Origin of the sequence: Burkholderia sp. BCC0405, assembly GCF_902833075.1 — a bacterium.
GTDB lineage: Bacteria > Pseudomonadota > Gammaproteobacteria > Burkholderiales > Burkholderiaceae > Burkholderia.
Genome location: NZ_CADFEO010000007.1, coordinates 87,686 through 101,897 on the forward strand (window position 1 = coordinate 87,686; position 14,212 = coordinate 101,897).

At 67.6% G+C, this 14,212-nt stretch carries 13 protein-coding genes; 7 read left to right on the plus strand and 6 right to left on the minus strand.

Features of this window, described 5'->3' with window-relative positions; translation table 11 throughout:
• Positions 1 to 19: 19 nt before the first annotated feature.
• Positions 20 to 1,564: a PAS domain-containing methyl-accepting chemotaxis protein gene (locus HWX36_RS13395; protein WP_175952573.1), complete on the minus strand. Its 1,545-nt coding sequence runs from the start codon at positions 1,562 to 1,564 to the stop codon at positions 20 to 22.
• Positions 1,565 to 1,888: 324 nt separating this feature from the next.
• Here HWX36_RS13395 and HWX36_RS13400 point away from each other — a divergent pair, with 324 nt between their 5' ends.
• On the plus strand, positions 1,889 to 2,746 hold the full coding sequence (locus HWX36_RS13400; RefSeq protein WP_175952574.1) for a class I SAM-dependent methyltransferase: 858 nt from the start codon (positions 1,889 to 1,891) through the stop codon (positions 2,744 to 2,746).
• On the plus strand, positions 2,743 to 3,303 hold the full coding sequence (locus HWX36_RS13405) for an N-acetyltransferase (RefSeq protein ID WP_175952575.1): 561 nt from the start codon (positions 2,743 to 2,745) through the stop codon (positions 3,301 to 3,303). Before HWX36_RS13400 ends, HWX36_RS13405 begins: the two co-directional genes overlap by 4 nt.
• A gap of 197 nt (positions 3,304 to 3,500) precedes the next feature.
• On the opposite strand, the gene pcaF is transcribed toward HWX36_RS13405, so the two are convergent.
• A complete protein-coding gene (gene pcaF / locus HWX36_RS13410; protein ID WP_175952576.1) occupies positions 3,501 to 4,703 on the minus strand; it encodes a 3-oxoadipyl-CoA thiolase in 1,203 nt (400 codons plus the stop codon).
• Positions 4,704 to 4,929: 226 nt separating this feature from the next.
• Here pcaF and HWX36_RS13415 point away from each other — a divergent pair, with 226 nt between their 5' ends.
• Positions 4,930 to 5,718, plus strand: coding sequence for an IclR family transcriptional regulator (locus HWX36_RS13415; RefSeq protein ID WP_175952577.1), 789 nt, complete (start codon positions 4,930 to 4,932; stop codon positions 5,716 to 5,718).
• Between the two features lie 279 nt (positions 5,719 to 5,997).
• Here HWX36_RS13415 and HWX36_RS13420 read toward each other — a convergent pair whose 3' ends face one another.
• Together HWX36_RS13420 and HWX36_RS13425 are read right to left on the minus strand one after the other, a co-directional pair.
• Entirely contained in the window at positions 5,998 to 7,113 is a 1,116-nt protein-coding gene (locus HWX36_RS13420; protein WP_175952578.1) for a succinylglutamate desuccinylase/aspartoacylase family protein, read from the minus strand.
• A gap of 60 nt (positions 7,114 to 7,173) precedes the next feature.
• Positions 7,174 to 7,947: a transporter substrate-binding domain-containing protein gene (locus HWX36_RS13425; RefSeq protein WP_175952579.1), complete on the minus strand. Its 774-nt coding sequence runs from the start codon at positions 7,945 to 7,947 to the stop codon at positions 7,174 to 7,176.
• A gap of 136 nt (positions 7,948 to 8,083) precedes the next feature.
• Between HWX36_RS13425 and HWX36_RS13430 the strand changes: the two genes are divergently transcribed.
• Positions 8,084 to 9,004: a LysR substrate-binding domain-containing protein gene (locus HWX36_RS13430; RefSeq protein WP_175952580.1), complete on the plus strand. Its 921-nt coding sequence runs from the start codon at positions 8,084 to 8,086 to the stop codon at positions 9,002 to 9,004.
• Positions 9,005 to 9,050: 46 nt separating this feature from the next.
• Here the strand turns inward: HWX36_RS13430 and HWX36_RS13435 are convergent, their stop codons facing one another.
• The gene (locus HWX36_RS13435; protein ID WP_175952581.1) at positions 9,051 to 10,382 is read right to left on the minus strand and encodes an MFS transporter; all 1,332 of its coding nucleotides are present in this window, start codon (positions 10,380 to 10,382) and stop codon (positions 9,051 to 9,053) included.
• A gap of 58 nt (positions 10,383 to 10,440) precedes the next feature.
• The gene (locus tag HWX36_RS13440) at positions 10,441 to 11,631 is read right to left on the minus strand and encodes a M20 aminoacylase family protein (protein WP_175952582.1); all 1,191 of its coding nucleotides are present in this window, start codon (positions 11,629 to 11,631) and stop codon (positions 10,441 to 10,443) included.
• Between the two features lie 228 nt (positions 11,632 to 11,859).
• Between HWX36_RS13440 and HWX36_RS13445 the strand changes: the two genes are divergently transcribed.
• The 3 genes from HWX36_RS13445 to HWX36_RS13455 all read left to right on the plus strand — a co-directional run bounded on the left by HWX36_RS13445 (position 11,860) and on the right by HWX36_RS13455 (position 14,191).
• Positions 11,860 to 12,498, plus strand: coding sequence for a TetR/AcrR family transcriptional regulator (locus HWX36_RS13445; RefSeq protein ID WP_175952583.1), 639 nt, complete (start codon positions 11,860 to 11,862; stop codon positions 12,496 to 12,498).
• A gap of 45 nt (positions 12,499 to 12,543) precedes the next feature.
• Positions 12,544 to 13,527: an MDR family oxidoreductase gene (locus tag HWX36_RS13450; RefSeq protein WP_175952584.1), complete on the plus strand. Its 984-nt coding sequence runs from the start codon at positions 12,544 to 12,546 to the stop codon at positions 13,525 to 13,527.
• Positions 13,528 to 13,612: 85 nt separating this feature from the next.
• Positions 13,613 to 14,191 (plus strand): peroxidase-related enzyme, encoded by a 579-nt coding sequence (locus HWX36_RS13455; protein WP_175952585.1) that lies wholly within the window; start codon positions 13,613 to 13,615, stop codon positions 14,189 to 14,191.
• Positions 14,192 to 14,212 lie beyond the last annotated feature (21 nt).

A 14,212-nucleotide genomic window follows, 5' to 3' on the forward strand; every position in this document is an offset into this window, starting at 1 on the left:
TGCATGCGCGCCCTGACGATCACCGGAACACGTTCACCGCATCCACGAGACGCGTCGCCTGCTGCTTCAGGCTCTCCGACGCCGCCGTGCTCTGCTCGACCAGTGCCGCGTTCTGCTGCGTGATGTTGTCCAGATGCACCACCGCCTGGTCGACCTGCGACACGCCGGTGCTCTGCTCGGCCGTCGACGAGCTGATCTCCGCGATCAGATCCGACACACGCTTCACTTGCGCGACGATGTCCTCCATCGTCTTGCCCGCCTCGTCCACCCGCCGCGCGCCCGATTCGACGCGCTCGACGCTCGCGCCGATCAGCGTCTTGATCTCCTTCGCCGCATTCGCGCTGCGCTGCGCGAGCGCCCGCACCTCGCCGGCAACCACCGCGAAGCCGCGCCCCTGTTCGCCCGCGCGTGCCGCTTCCACGGCCGCGTTCAGCGCAAGGATGTTGGTCTGGAACGCGATGCCGTCGATCACGCCGATGATGTCGGCGATCTTGCGCGAACTGGCGGTGATGTCGCTCATCGTCGCGACCACCTCGCCCACCGCCTGCCCGCCGCGCCCGGCCGCCTCGCTGGCCGACATCGCGAGCCGGTTCGCCTGCAGCGCGGTCTCCGCGTTGCTGTCGACCGTCGCCGTCATCTCGGCCATCGACGCGGCCGTCTCCTGCACGCTCGACGCCGCCTGCTCGGTGCGCGCACTCAGGTCGTTGTTGCCCTGCGCGATCTCGTTGCTCGCGCGCTGCACGTTCAGCACCTGCTCGCTGACGTCGTCGACGAGCCAGCGGAACATCAGCCCGAGCTGGTTGATCGTGCGCAGCGTCATGCCGATCTCGTCGACGCGGTTCATCCGCACGCCGCGCCGGCTTTCACCGGTCGCGACGTTCAGCGCCTGCTCGTGCAGCCGCTTCAGCGGACGCACGATCTGCGCATCGAGCCACAGGCCGGCCGCCGCCGCCACGCCGACCGTCACGCCGGCAAACGCCGCGAGGCCGCCACCGGCCAGCCCGCACGCCCAGCCCGCGCCGACGACCGCCGGCGCGAGCACGCACAGCGCCGAATGCACGCGCGCGCGCACCGACATCGTCTGCGACAGCGACGCGATACGCAGCAGCCCCGTGCGGATCACCAGCCCCTTGTGGAACCGGCGCTGGCCGGCCTTGCCTTCGCGGAACGCGCGATACAGCGCGTCAGCGGCCTCGGACTCATCGTGCGGCGCCTTCGTGCGTACCGACATGTAGCCCTGCGGCTCGCCGTTGCGCATCACCGGAATCGCGTTAGCTCGAACCCAGTAGTGATCGCCGTTTTTGCGGCGGTTCTTCACGAGCGCGGTCCACGGCTCGCCGCGCCTGAGTGTCGCCCACATGTCGGCAAACGCTTCGCGCGGCATGTCCGGGTGGCGCACCACGTTGTGCGGCTGGCCGACGAGTTCCTCGTTCGTGAAGCCGCTCACCTGCGCGAACGTCGTGTTGGCGTAGGTGATGATGCTGTCTGCGTCGGTCGTCGACATCAACGTGACGTCGTCGGAAAAATCGAATTCCTGTTGGGTAACGGGCTGGTTATTGCGCATGCAAGGCTCCGAAAAGCGGATCTGACGTCCGCGCCGCGCTGACTTCACGCTCAGTAGCCGAAAAACGGTTTATCGCTTTACGACAGTCTTCATCGTACTGTCGGCATATTGGGGAAAAACCTTACCCTTTCTTCGCATAAAATATTCAATTCTGCCGCCGCCATGATTTCGATCAAATAATCCGGCAATAATCGCAGAACGTGCACGTCCGCATGTCACGCCACGCTGCCCGGCCAAACCGCACGACATGCCATTGCCGTCAGCCGTTGCACACGGCGAAACGATTCCGTTTATCCTGCTCCATTCAATCGGCATTCGAATTCGATGAAAAAGGCATTGCACGAACTGAATCGGCTGTCCTGGAATACGGCGACAGTCGCACATAACAGTCACAAGGGCGATCAGGCCGCGTTCTTCCGCGACGGCGGCTCGACGCTCTTTCCGGAGGAACGCGAACTGCTCGGCGACATCGGGGGGCTGCGGCTCCTGCACCTGCAGTGCAACGCGGGGCAGGACACGCTGAGCCTCGTGCGCGAAGGGGCGGATGCGACGGGTGTCGACATCTCCGACGAAGCCATCGCGTTCGCACGGCAACTGTCGGCCGACGCGGGCCTGCCCGCGCGTTTCGAGCGCGCCGACCTGCTCGACTGGATGCCCGAGGCCGCCGCACGCGGCGAGCGCTTCGATCGCGTGTTCACGTCGTACGGCGCGCTCTGCTGGCTGTCCGACCTGAACGCGTGGGCACGCGGGATCGCCGCGCCGCTCGCGCCGGACGGCCGTTTCGCGATGGTCGAGTTCCATCCGTTTGCGCTGGTTTTCGACGAACACTGGAAGCCGCACTACGACTATTTCAACGGCGACGCGACCGAAGAGCCGACAGGTGTCGGCGATTACGTCGCCGCATCCGGCACGGGGCTCGGCGCGCTGCACGACCATCCGGGCGTCGTCGATTTCGCGAACCCGCATCCGAGCTACGAGTTCATGTGGGGTATCGGCGAAGTCGTGAACGCGCTCGTATCGGCCGGGCTCGCGATCGACCGCCTGACCGAATATCCGTATGCGAACGGCTGGAAGGGCTTCGACGGCATGCGCGAGCTGGACGGCCGCCGGATGGCGCCGCCCGACGGCATGCCGCGCCTGCCGCTGATGTATGCGATCGCCGCGCATCGGGAGGCCGCATGACGCGCCGCACCGCCGCCGAACGCGACGCGCTTTCCGCCCGCCTGCTCACGCGCGACGAGGTGCCGCTCGTGTGGACCATCGACCGGCGCGAGATCATCGAACACCTATATGTGCTGCGCGACGGCGCGCTCCATCTCGTTCCCGACTTTTACGACGTCGCGGGCTGGCCCGACGGCGAAGCCGACCACTACACGCCGATCCTGCTCGACTGCCACGATCGCGGCGGCTGGTGCCTCGGCATGTTCGACGGCGCACGGCTCGTCGCGGCGGTCGTCGTCGACAGCGAGCCGCTCGGCCCGCACCGCGACATGCTGCAGTTGAAGTTCCTGCACGTGAGCCGCGACTGGCGCGGCTGCGGGCTCGGCGAGCAGCTCTACCGCGCGGCCCGCGAGCAGGCGCGCGCGATGGGCGCTGCACGCCTGTATGTGTCCGCCACGCCGTCGCAGAACACGATCGACTTCTACCTGCGGCTCGGCTTCACGGTCAGCGCATCGCCCGACCCGGCGCTGTACGCGCTCGAGCCGGAAGACATTCATCTGGAAGGGCCGACCGCCTGACGCACCGGCACGCGGGTGAAGAAGCGTTCGCGGACACCGGGATCGACGCGCGCGATGCGCGCCTCAAGCTGTTGTCGCAGGCCGGTTAACGACGATGCGCGGCACGAGGATTCTCGTGCCGCGCATCGATTCGGAAACTGTGACGCAGCAAAGCAGCGAAGCAGCCCGTATCCGGCCGCTTCGCCACGAGACGCCGGTCAGACGCGTTCGATCGCGATCGCGATGCCCTGGCCGACGCCGATGCACATCGTGCACAGCGCAAAGCGGCCGTTCGTGCGATGCAGCTGATACATCGCGGTCGTCACGAGACGCGCGCCCGACGCGCCGAGCGGATGACCCAGTGCGATCGCGCCGCCGTTCGGGTTCACGCGCGGATCGTCATCGGCCACGCCGAGCATGCGCAGCACCGCGAGACCTTGCGATGCGAACGCCTCGTTCAGTTCGATCACGTCGAACTGGTCGATCGTCATCCCGAGCCGGGCGAGCAGCTTCTGCGTGGCCGGCGCGGGGCCGATGCCCATCACGCGCGGCGCGACGCCGGCCGTCGCGATCCCGAGCACGCGTGCGCGCGGCGTCAGGCCGAAGCGCTTCGCGGTGGCTTCGTTCGCGAGCAGCAACGCGGCGGCGCCGTCGTTGACGCCCGATGCGTTGCCGGCCGTCACCGAGCCGTCCGGGCGCACGACGCCCTTCAGCTTCGCCAGCGTTTCGAGCGACGTCTCGCGCGGATGCTCGTCGCGCGACACCACCACCGGATCGCCCTTCTTCTGCGGAATCGTGACCGCAACGATTTCCTCGGCGAGCGTGCCGTCCTGCTGCGCACGCGCGGCCTTCTGCTGGCTGCGCAGCGCGAACAGATCCTGATCGGCGCGGCTGATGTTGTAGTCGACCGCGACGTTCTCGGCCGTCTCCGGCATCGAATCGACGCCATGCAGCTGTTTCATCAGCGGATTGACGAAGCGCCAGCCGATCGTCGTATCGTAGATGTCGGCCTGGCGCGCGAATGCACTCGCGGCCTTGCCCATCACGAACGGCGCACGCGTCATGCTCTCGACGCCGCCCGCGACCATCAGCGCGGCCTCGCCGGACTTGATCGCACGCGCGGCCACGCCGACCGCATCCATCCCGGAACCGCACAAGCGGTTGATCGTGGAACCCGGCACGCCTTGCGGCAGCCCCGCGAGCAGCGCCGACATGCGCGCGACGTTGCGGTTGTCCTCGCCGGCCTGGTTCGCGCAGCCGTAGATCACGTCGTCGATCGCCGTCCAGTCGACGTCGCGGTTGCGCTCGACGAGCGCCTTGAGCGGCACCGCGCCCAGGTCGTCGGCGCGCACGCCGGACAGTGCACCGCCGTAACGCCCGATCGGCGTACGGATCGCATCACACAGAAAAGCTTCGGTCATCAGTGTCTCCGGTCCCAGGGCAGGCTGGGGAATGAACAGGGCGCGCCCCTTGCATTGCCCGACGGGATGCGCTTAAATGTTCTATATACGAACATAAGATCGTGTATCGAACGTCAACGCATCATAGGGAGTGCGGGGACGACCTGTCAAGCGCCCGCTCCGCCGTGCGGTTGGCGTGTCGGGCCCCATGCGCTATCTTCTCGGCTGCACGATATTCCACCCGCTCATGACAACCGAAGACACCCAGACGAAACCCGGCGATTCCTATGTGCAGTCGTTCGCGCGCGGCCTCGCGGTGATCCGCGCGTTCGACGCGGCACGCCCGGAGCAGACGCTCACCGAGGTCGCATCGGCCACCGGCCTGACGCGTGCGGGCGCGCGCCGGATCCTGCTCACGCTGCAGACGCTCGGCTACGTCGAGGCCGACGGCCGGCTGTTCCGGCTCACGCCGAAGATCCTCGAGCTCGGCTTCGCGTACCTCACGTCGATGCCGTTCTGGAATCTCGCCGATCCCGTGATGGAGCAGTTGTCCGCGCAGATCCACGAGAGTTGCTCGGCGGCCGTGCTCGACCGCACCGAGATCGTCTACGTGCTGCGGGTGCCGACCCGTAAGATCATGACGATCAACCTGTCGATCGGCAGCCGGCTGCCCGCGTACTGCACGTCGATGGGCCGCGTGCTGCTGTCCGCGCTCGACGACGCCACGCTCGACGAAACGCTCGCACAAAGCGGCATCCGCGCGCATACGCCGCGCACGATCACCGACCTCGGCGAACTGAAGGCGGCGATCGCACAGGTGCGCCAGCAGGGCTGGGCCGTGGTCGACCAGGAACTCGAAGTGGGCCTGATGTCGCTGTCCGCGCCGATCCGCAACCGGCGCGGGCAGATCATCGCCGCGATGAACATCAGCGGCAATGCGCAGCGGCATACCGCGAAGCAGATGGTGAAGGAGTTTCTCGGGCCGCTGCAGCAGGCCGCGCAGACGGTATCGGAGCTGGTCGCGCGGCGCGGGTGAGCGAAGGGGCGCGCGCCACGCGAGGTTGGCCGCGCCTGCACGGCGCTTCCCCCGCGAACCCGGCCAACATCCGGCTCGATTGCCGGATCGGCGACACCGCGATTCCCGAAAAAAAGACGGGCGGCACCCGGCCGCCCGCTCAATACTCTGACTCTGTTGCAACGTTCTTCTCACGGAACACGGAGCAAACTCCGCGCGACACAATTTAGTGATGCGCGCAAACCCGGTCAATTTGACAAGAACGAAATTACGTCGCACACCGGTAGGACACCGCGCCCCTCATGCACCGAGCAACATCCCCTTGCGCACCGGCACCGTGCCCGTCACGCGGCCAAGCGGCGCACCCGCCGTCACGAAACGGATCGCGCGGCGCATGTAGAACACGCCGTCGGTGCCGCTCGAGATCGTCGTGATCGCATCCGTCAGCGGATCGACGATGTCGAACAGCGGATCGCCGGCGCGGATCGTCGCGCCGATCGCGGCGCGGTGCACGAGTATCCCGCTCATCGGCGCGTAGAACTGCTCGCTGCCCGCGAGCGGCGTGGCCGGCGCGGCGAGCGGCGGCAGCGGCGCGCGCTCGCCATGCACCGCGCCGCGCCACACGAGATAGTCGACGAGCGCATCGGCATCGCGTTCCGCATGTTCGTACGTCACGTCGCGCTGGCCGCGGCACTCGACCGTCACGGCCACGGCGCCCGCCGCCATCGGCGTGCCTGCCGGCAAGTGCTGCCGCAATTGCGACCACAGCAGGTGATGCGCATCGTCGAACGCGTGCCCGCCCGAATCTTCGGCGAGCAGCGACACCTCCGCGCCGAGATAACGCGCGAGCGGCTCGACTTCCGGCCATGCGGTGCCGCTCGTGTACACGTGCATCACCGCTTCCAGCGAACAATGCAGGTCGATCACCACATCGGCGTCGAGCGACAGTTTCAGCAGCGCCAGCTGCAGCGCATCGAATTCGGTGCGCGGCGCGATCTCGTCGAGCGCCGCGCCCACGCATTCGCGCACGATCGCGCGATTGCGTTCACCGTCGTCGCCGAGGCGGTCGCGCGCACGCGCGGCGATCTCCGCGAGCGGCAGGAAGCCGCGATTGAAGTTGCGGCCGCTCGCGAGATCGAAACGGCCGATGAACTGCCCGAGCAGATGATGATTGAGACCGACCGGGTTCGCGACCGGCACGAGCACGATCTCGGCCGCGAGCCGGCCTTCGGCATCGAGCTGCGCGAGCCGCTGCTTCAGCACGAACGCCGCGAGCATCGCGGGCGTCTCGTCCGCGTGCAGCGCGGCCTGCAGGTAGATCTTGCGGCCGGTGCCGGCCGGCCCGAAATGAAAGCTCGTCAGCGTGCGCTGCGTGCCGAGCGACGGCGACAGGAGCGGCGTGGTGCGAATCTGCATCGATGGTCTCGAACGGATGAAAACGGGGAAGCGGGTGAAGACGGCAGCAGGCTGCGGCGCTCAGTCGCCGTACGGGTTGAAGTCGAAATACTTCTTCGCGATCCGCTCGTACGTGCCGTCCTTCAGCATCGACGCAATCGCGCCGTCGATCGACGCCTTGAGCGCCGTATCCGACTGCCGCATGCCGATGCCGACACCGCGATCGCCCATGTCGAGCGGCGCGCCGACGAACGCGAAGCCCTTGCCCTTCGGCGTGCGCAGGAAACCGTAGTCGGCTTCCACGGTGCCGAGCAACGCCGCGTCGAGGCGGCCGTTGGCGAGATCGGCGAACACGTCGTCCTGGCTCTTGTACGGCACCACGTTGACGCCGGCCGGCGCCCAGTGCGCGAGCGCCCACGATTCGAACTGCGTGCCCGACTGCACGCCGACGTGCTTGCCCGCGAGCGACGCGGTGGTGCTGTCGACGCCGCTGCCGGGCCGTGCGACGAGCCGCGACTTGAAGCGGAACAGCTTCGACGAGAACAGGATCTGCTTCTCGCGCTTCTCGGTGATCGCCATCGACGACAGGATCGCGTCGATCTTGCGCGCCTGCAGCGCGGGAATCATCCCGGAGAATTCGAGCTCGACCCACTGGCAGCGCAACTGCGCGCGGCGGCAGATCTCGTTGCCCAGATCGACGTCGAAGCCCTTCAGGCTGCCGTCGGGCGCCTTCGAATCCATCGGCGGATAGGTCGGATCGATGCCGAGGCGCACCGGGCGCGCATCGAGCGCGTGCGCGGCGCTGGCCGCAAGCGCAAGGCACAGGGAAACGAGCGGAATGAGGGTGCGTTTCATGGTCGACGAAGGGCGGGACGAGGGACAAACGGCGCGAGCCGGACTGTCTGTGATCGTAGTGCGCCCGCGCCCCCGCCGGAATCGCCCGCTGCCTTATCATGATCACATTTCCCGATCACCGGCCTCGCGCTTGCCCATGGCGTTCACGCTCTCCCAGCTCCGCATCTTCCAGGCCGTCGTCGAGCACGGCAGCCTGCGCGCCGCCGCGCGCGCGCTCGATCTCGCGCAAAGCGGCGTCACGCAGCAGCTGCAGAGCCTCGAGGCGACGCTCGGCGCGACGCTGTTCACGCGCACCAATCGCGGGATCGTGCCGACGGCCGTCGGCCAGCGGCTGCTCGCGCGCTCCGGTTCGATCCTCGGCGAATGCGAGCAGGTCGAGCGGGAGATCCGGCAACTGAGCGGCGCGTACGAAGGCACCGTCACGCTCGGCCTCGTGGCCGAGCCGCTGATCGACGCGTTCGCGCCCGTGCTGAGCGCGTTCCGCGCGCGCTTCGACAAGGTCGACGTGCACCTGCGCACCGGCACGTCGCGGATGATGATCGGCTGGCTGCGGGAAAGCGCGGTCGATTTCGCGATCGCGCTCGTCGCGAAGCAGACCGACACGACCGATCTCGCGGTCACGCCGCTGCGGACATCGGCGCCGGTGGTCGTGTGCCGCAACGGGCATCCGGCGATGCATGCGCAGTCCCTCGCCGAACTGGCCGACTACGCGTGGGTGTCGACGCGCTCGCCGAACCTGAGCGCCGACCCCGTCGTCAACCGCCTGCTCGCGTACTTCGACCTGCACGGCCTGCCGCCGCCTAGGATCCTCGCCACCGTCGAAGGGATGTTCGAGACGCTGCAGCTCGTCACGCAGACCGATTGCCTGTCGCTCGAAACCGAAGCCGTGACGCGGCACGGGCCGTTTGCCGGCGCGCTCGCGAAGGTGCCGGTGCGCGAACAGGCCGAATCGCAGGACATCTGTCTGCTGCAGCGCGCGGCCGTGCCGCTCACGCCGGCCGCGCAGGAACTCGCGACGATGCTCGCGTCGTACCTGAGGGTGGTGCGCGGGCGGTAAGCGCGTATCGCCGCTTGCCGCCCGTCGTGCTGCGCGATGCTTTGCGTCAGTCGAGCGAATCCCGCGCCGTCTCGCGCAGCATCGCCACCGCGATCAGCGACAGCACCACGCACGCGGCCACGTAGCCGGCCGGCGCGAGCTTGCTGCCGGTCGTCTTGACGAGCCACGTCGCGATCAGTTGCGCGCTGCCGCCGAAGAGCGTCACCGCGAGCGCATACGCGATCGAGATGCCGGTCGCGCGCACGTGGCGCGGCAGCGACTCGCACATCAGCGCCATTTCCGATGCCGAGCCGAGCGAATAGAACAGCAGCATCAGCGCGGTCAGCGGCAGGATCACCGACAACGTCGGATGATGGTTCATCAGCCAGAACGCCGGGAACAGCAGCGCGACCAGCACGCCGCGGCCGACGAAGATCGGCAGGCGCCGGCTGCCCAGCCGGTCCGACAGCCAGCCGAACAGCGGGCACGTGACCAGCATCACGCAGCCCGACGCGACACCGACGAACATCGACAGCTTCATCGGCAGGCCGAGCGTGTGGATCGCGTAGGTCGGCATGTAGAACGTCAGGATGTAGGTCGACACCGTGCCGCCCATCACCGTGAGCATCAGCAGCAGCACCGTGCGCGTGTGCTTCGAGAACAGCTCGTGCAGCACGCCGCGTTCGATGCCGTGATGGCTGTCGCCGGGCGCATCGTCGGCGAGCCGTCGACGCAGGACCATCCCGACCGGCGCGATCAGCACGCCGACGAGAAACGGCAGCCGCCAGCCCCAGCTTTCGAGCGCATCCTTCGTCATCGTGTTCGACAGCAGCGCCGCGAAGCCCGAGCCCATCAGCGCGGCGCCGCCCTGCGTCGCGAGTTGCCAGCTCGCGCGGAATGCGCGGCGCGACGTGCCGCCCTGTTCGAGCAGCGTCGACGTCGCCGCGCCGAATTCGCCGCCCTGCGAGAAGCCCTGCATCAGCCGCGCGAACACCACCAGCAGCGGCGCGGCCACGCCGACCTGCGCATACGTCGGCGCGATCGCGATCAGGCCCGTGCCGAGCGCCATCAGCATGATCGTCAGGTTCAGCGCGGCCTTGCGCCCCTTGCGGTCCGCGTAGACGCCCAGCACGACGCTACCGAGCGGCCGCGTGAAGAAGCCGGCCGCGAACGTCGCGACCGACAGCAGCAGCGACGTGGTCGGGTCGCTCGACGGGAAGAACAGCTTGCCGATCAGCACCGCGAAGAAGCCGTACACGGTGAAATCGAAAAATTCCAGCCAGTTGCCGATCACGGCCGCGGCGATCGCGCCGCGCCGCGTGACGGCCGGCGCGCCCGGCGTGCTGGTTTCGGCAACCCCCGTCGAAGCGGGGTGCAGCGCGAGATAGTCTTTCTGCATCGTTATCGTCTCCTCTCAATGCGGCCGGCCGCGCCGGCCGCTCGCCTCGCCGCCGGCCTCACCGCCCCAGGTAACGCTCCACGAGACGCGTCCAGAACGCCGCGCCGATCGGCAGGTTGCGGTCGTTGAAGTCGTATTTCGGGTTGTGCACCATGCACCCGTCCTCGCCTTCGCCGTTGCCGAGCCGCACGAACGAACCCGGCCGCTGCTGCAGCATGAACGCGAAATCCTCGCTGCCCATCAGCAGATCGGTCTGCTCGACCACGTGCGCGTCGCCCACCAGCTCGCGCGCCACCTGCGCGGCGAAATCCGTTTCGGCATCCGTATTGACGACGACCGGATAGCCCTCGATGTATTCGACGTTCGCGCTCGCGCCATAGCTCGCGGCCTGCGTTTCGGCCAGCTCGACGATGCGGCGCTTGAGCAGCGCGCGCACGTCGGGGCTGAACGAGCGCACGCTGAGTTCGAGGCGCGCGCCGTTCGGGATCACGTTGTTCGCGGTGCCCGCATGCATCGAGCCGACCGTGACGACCGCCGGCTGCGCGGGGTCGACGTTGCGCGCGACGATCGTCTGCAGCGCCATCACGATGCTCGCCGCGACGACCACCGGATCGACCGTCAGGTGCGGCCGCGCCGCGTGGCCGCCGACGCCTTCGATCGTGATGATCGCCTTGTCGCCGGCCGACATGAACGGGCCGCGCCGCGTGAGGAACACGCCGGGCGCCGCGCCCGGATGGTTGTGCATGCCGAACACGGCGTCGCACGGGAAGCGTTCGAACAGGCCGTCGTCGATCATCTTCTTCGCGCCGCTGTCGACGCCGTGTTCTTCCGCCGGCTGGAAGTACAGGTGCACGGTGCCAGAGAAGTTGCGGGTCTTCGCGAGATGCTGCGCGGCGCCGAGCAGCATCGTCGTGTGGCCGTCGTGGCCGCAGGCGTGCATCTTGCCGTGCGTGCCGCTCGCATAGGGCAGCCCCGTCGCCTCGACGATCGGCAACGCGTCCATGTCGGCGCGGATGCCGATGCTGCGCGTGCCGTCGCCCACGCGCAGCGTGCCGACCACGCCCGTCCTGCCGACCCCGCGCGTCACCTGCCAGCCCCACTGTTCGAGCTTCTCGGCGACGAGCGCGGCCGTGTCGTGCTCTTCGTACGCGAGTTCGGGATGGTGATGGATGTGGTGACGGATCTCGCGCAACCCGCCGGCGGCGGGCATCAGATCCTCGACTTCGGTGAATCGGGTATCGGTGGTCATCAAGGGGCTCCTGCTGTGTGTCTGCGTGTCGGCCGCACGCGGACGGTGCGTGCGGGAAAGCGAGCCACTATAGCGAGCCGATATCGCTTCAATAAGATGCTGAATTTTTCACCGCGATAAGATCTTTTAATCAGGGTTAATACGAGTACGACTTACCGGATCGACGATGCCCGGCACGCTCAATACACGACCCGTTGATTTTTGAGACGAACGGTCTATTATTCGCGAATGGACGTTCAAACCGATCCGCCTCGCCGTCGCGGCAGGCCACCGAAACAGCACGAGGACCTCGTCGCCACGCGGGACATGCTGCTGCGCACCGGGCTGGAAGTGCTCACCGAGAAGGGCTTTTCGGCCAGCGGGCTCGACGAGATCCTCGGTCGCGCCGGCGTGCCCAAGGGCTCCTTCTATCACTACTTCGACAGCAAGGAAGCGTTCGGTCTCGAACTGATCGACCGCTATGCCGACTTCTTCGCGCGCAAGCTGGACCGTCATTTCAGCGACCCGGCACGTTCGCCGCTGCAGCGCGTGCACGCGTTCGTCGACGATGCCCGGGACGCCATGGCCCACTACGCCTACAGCCGCGGCTGCCTGATCGGCAACCTCGGGCAGGAAATGTGCGCGCTGCCCGAAAGTTTCCGCGCACGCCTGCGCACTACGTTCGAGGACTGGCAACGCCGCCTCGCCGAATGCCTGGCCGCCGCGCAGCAAGCCGGCGAACTGGCCGGTTCGGCCGATCCCGCCGAGTTGGCCGCATTCTTCTGGATCGGCTGGGAAGGCGCCGTGCTGCGCGCGAAGCTGGAGCGCAGCGACGGGCCGCTGACGCTGTTCGCGCAGTTTTTCTTCGATGGACTGCCCCGCCGCTGAATTTTTTTGCCATTAACTAGACGATCGGTCTAGAAAGGAGGACACATGTTTCAAGGCATCGTGATCGACAGGCATGAAACCGGCCAGCAAGCCCGGCTCCAGACACTGGACGACGCGCAGTTGCCCGCGGGCAACGTCACGGTACGCGTGGGCTATTCGACGCTGAACTACAAGGACGGGCTGGCGATCACCGGCAAGAGCCCGGTGGTCCGCACGTTCCCGATGGTGCCCGGCATCGATCTCGTTGGCGAAGTCGAAGCGAGCACGCACCCGGACTATCGCCCCGGCGACCGGGTCGTGCTCAACGGCTGGGGCGTCGGCGAAACGCACTGGGGCGGCCTCGCGCAGAAAGCCCGCGTCGATGGCGACTGGCTGGTGCCGCTGCCGTCCGCCTTTTCGCCGCAACAGGCGATGGCCATCGGCACGGCAGGCTACACCGCGATGCTGTGCGTGATGGCGCTGGAGCGGCATGGCGTGCGCCCGGGCGACGGCGAGATCGTGGTGACCGGCGCGGCAGGCGGCGTGGGCAGCGTCGCCACGGCCATTCTCGCCAAGCTCGGATACCGCGTCGTCGCCGTGACGGGCCGCCCCGCCGACGCCGACTACCTGCGGCAGCTCGGCGCGGCGGAGATCCTGGAGCGGTCGCTATTCAGCGAACCCGGCAGGCCGCTGGGCAAGGAACGATGGGCCGGCGCGGTCGACGTAGCAGGTAGCCACGTGCTCGCCAACGTGTGCGCGACCACGCGGTACCGCGGCGTCGTGACGGCTTGCGGCCTGGCCGCCGGCATGGATTTCCCCGCGACCGTCATGCCGTTCATCCTGCGCGGCGTCACGCTCGTCGGCATCGACAGCGTCATGTGCCCGCGCGCCGACCGCCTGGAAGCGTGGCGACGGCTCGCGTCCGACCTCGACGTCGAGAAGCTGGGCGCGATCGGTCACCAGGTCGGCCTGGGCGACGTCATCCCGCTTGCAGGGGAATTGATCGCCGGCAAGGTTCGCGGCCGCATCGTCGTCGACGTCAACGCATGACGCCGCTGACGGCCACCGGCGTTTCTTTTGCAGGCCGGCCGCTCGCGCATCGAGCGCGCCCGCGCCACTTTATCCAGGAGACCTCATGACCGCCCCGAACACCGCACCCATCAGCCGCTTCCCCGTACCCGCGCTCGACGACTTGCCCGAGGACGTTCGCGAACGCATCGCGGCCGTTCAGGAAAAGTCGGGCTTCATCCCGAACGTGTTCCTGACACTCGCGCATCGCCCCGACGAGTTTCGCGCATTCATGGCTTACCACGACGCGCTGATGGACAAACCGGGCAACCTGAGCAAGGCCGAACGCGAGATGATCGTCGTGGCCACCAGCAGCGTGAACCAGTGCCAGTACTGCGTGATCGCGCACGGTGCGATCCTGCGCATTCGCGCGAAGGATCCGCTGATCGCCGACCAGGTCGCCACCAACTACCGCAAGGCCGACATCACCGCCCGGCAAAAGGCGATGCTCGACTTCGCGATGAAGGTGTCGCAGGCCGCGCATCAGGTTGGAGAAGCAGACTTCGACGTGCTCAACGCGCATGGTTTCGTCGAAGAAGACGTGTGGGACATCATGGCGATCTCGGCGTTCTTCGCCATGTCCAACCGCATCGCGAACGTGACGAACATGCGGCCGAATGCGGAGTTCTACGCGCTGGGGCGCTGAGCGCCCTCGCCGTTCGGCCGT

Excerpts from the sequence above, each read along its gene's own strand:
- HWX36_RS13435 (WP_175952581.1), bottom strand. The coding sequence starts at position 10,382 with ATGCAGAAAGACTATCTCGCGCTGCACCCCGCTTCGACGGGGGTTGCC.
- pcaF (WP_175952576.1), bottom strand. The coding sequence starts at position 4,703 with ATGACCGAAGCTTTTCTGTGTGATGCGATCCGTACGCCGATCGGGCGT.
- HWX36_RS13405 (WP_175952575.1), top strand. The coding sequence starts at position 2,743 with ATGACGCGCCGCACCGCCGCCGAACGCGACGCGCTTTCCGCCCGCCTG.
- HWX36_RS13450 (WP_175952584.1), top strand. The coding sequence starts at position 12,544 with ATGTTTCAAGGCATCGTGATCGACAGGCATGAAACCGGCCAGCAAGCC.
- HWX36_RS13425 (WP_175952579.1), bottom strand. The coding sequence starts at position 7,947 with ATGAAACGCACCCTCATTCCGCTCGTTTCCCTGTGCCTTGCGCTTGCG.
- HWX36_RS13440 (WP_175952582.1), bottom strand. The coding sequence starts at position 11,631 with ATGACCACCGATACCCGATTCACCGAAGTCGAGGATCTGATGCCCGCC.
- HWX36_RS13400 (WP_175952574.1), top strand. The coding sequence starts at position 1,889 with ATGAAAAAGGCATTGCACGAACTGAATCGGCTGTCCTGGAATACGGCG.
- HWX36_RS13420 (WP_175952578.1), bottom strand. The coding sequence starts at position 7,113 with ATGCAGATTCGCACCACGCCGCTCCTGTCGCCGTCGCTCGGCACGCAG.
- HWX36_RS13395 (WP_175952573.1), bottom strand. The coding sequence starts at position 1,564 with ATGCGCAATAACCAGCCCGTTACCCAACAGGAATTCGATTTTTCCGAC.
- HWX36_RS13430 (WP_175952580.1), top strand. The coding sequence starts at position 8,084 with ATGGCGTTCACGCTCTCCCAGCTCCGCATCTTCCAGGCCGTCGTCGAG.
- HWX36_RS13445 (WP_175952583.1), top strand. The coding sequence starts at position 11,860 with ATGGACGTTCAAACCGATCCGCCTCGCCGTCGCGGCAGGCCACCGAAA.
- HWX36_RS13455 (WP_175952585.1), top strand. The coding sequence starts at position 13,613 with ATGACCGCCCCGAACACCGCACCCATCAGCCGCTTCCCCGTACCCGCG.
- HWX36_RS13415 (WP_175952577.1), top strand. The coding sequence starts at position 4,930 with ATGACAACCGAAGACACCCAGACGAAACCCGGCGATTCCTATGTGCAG.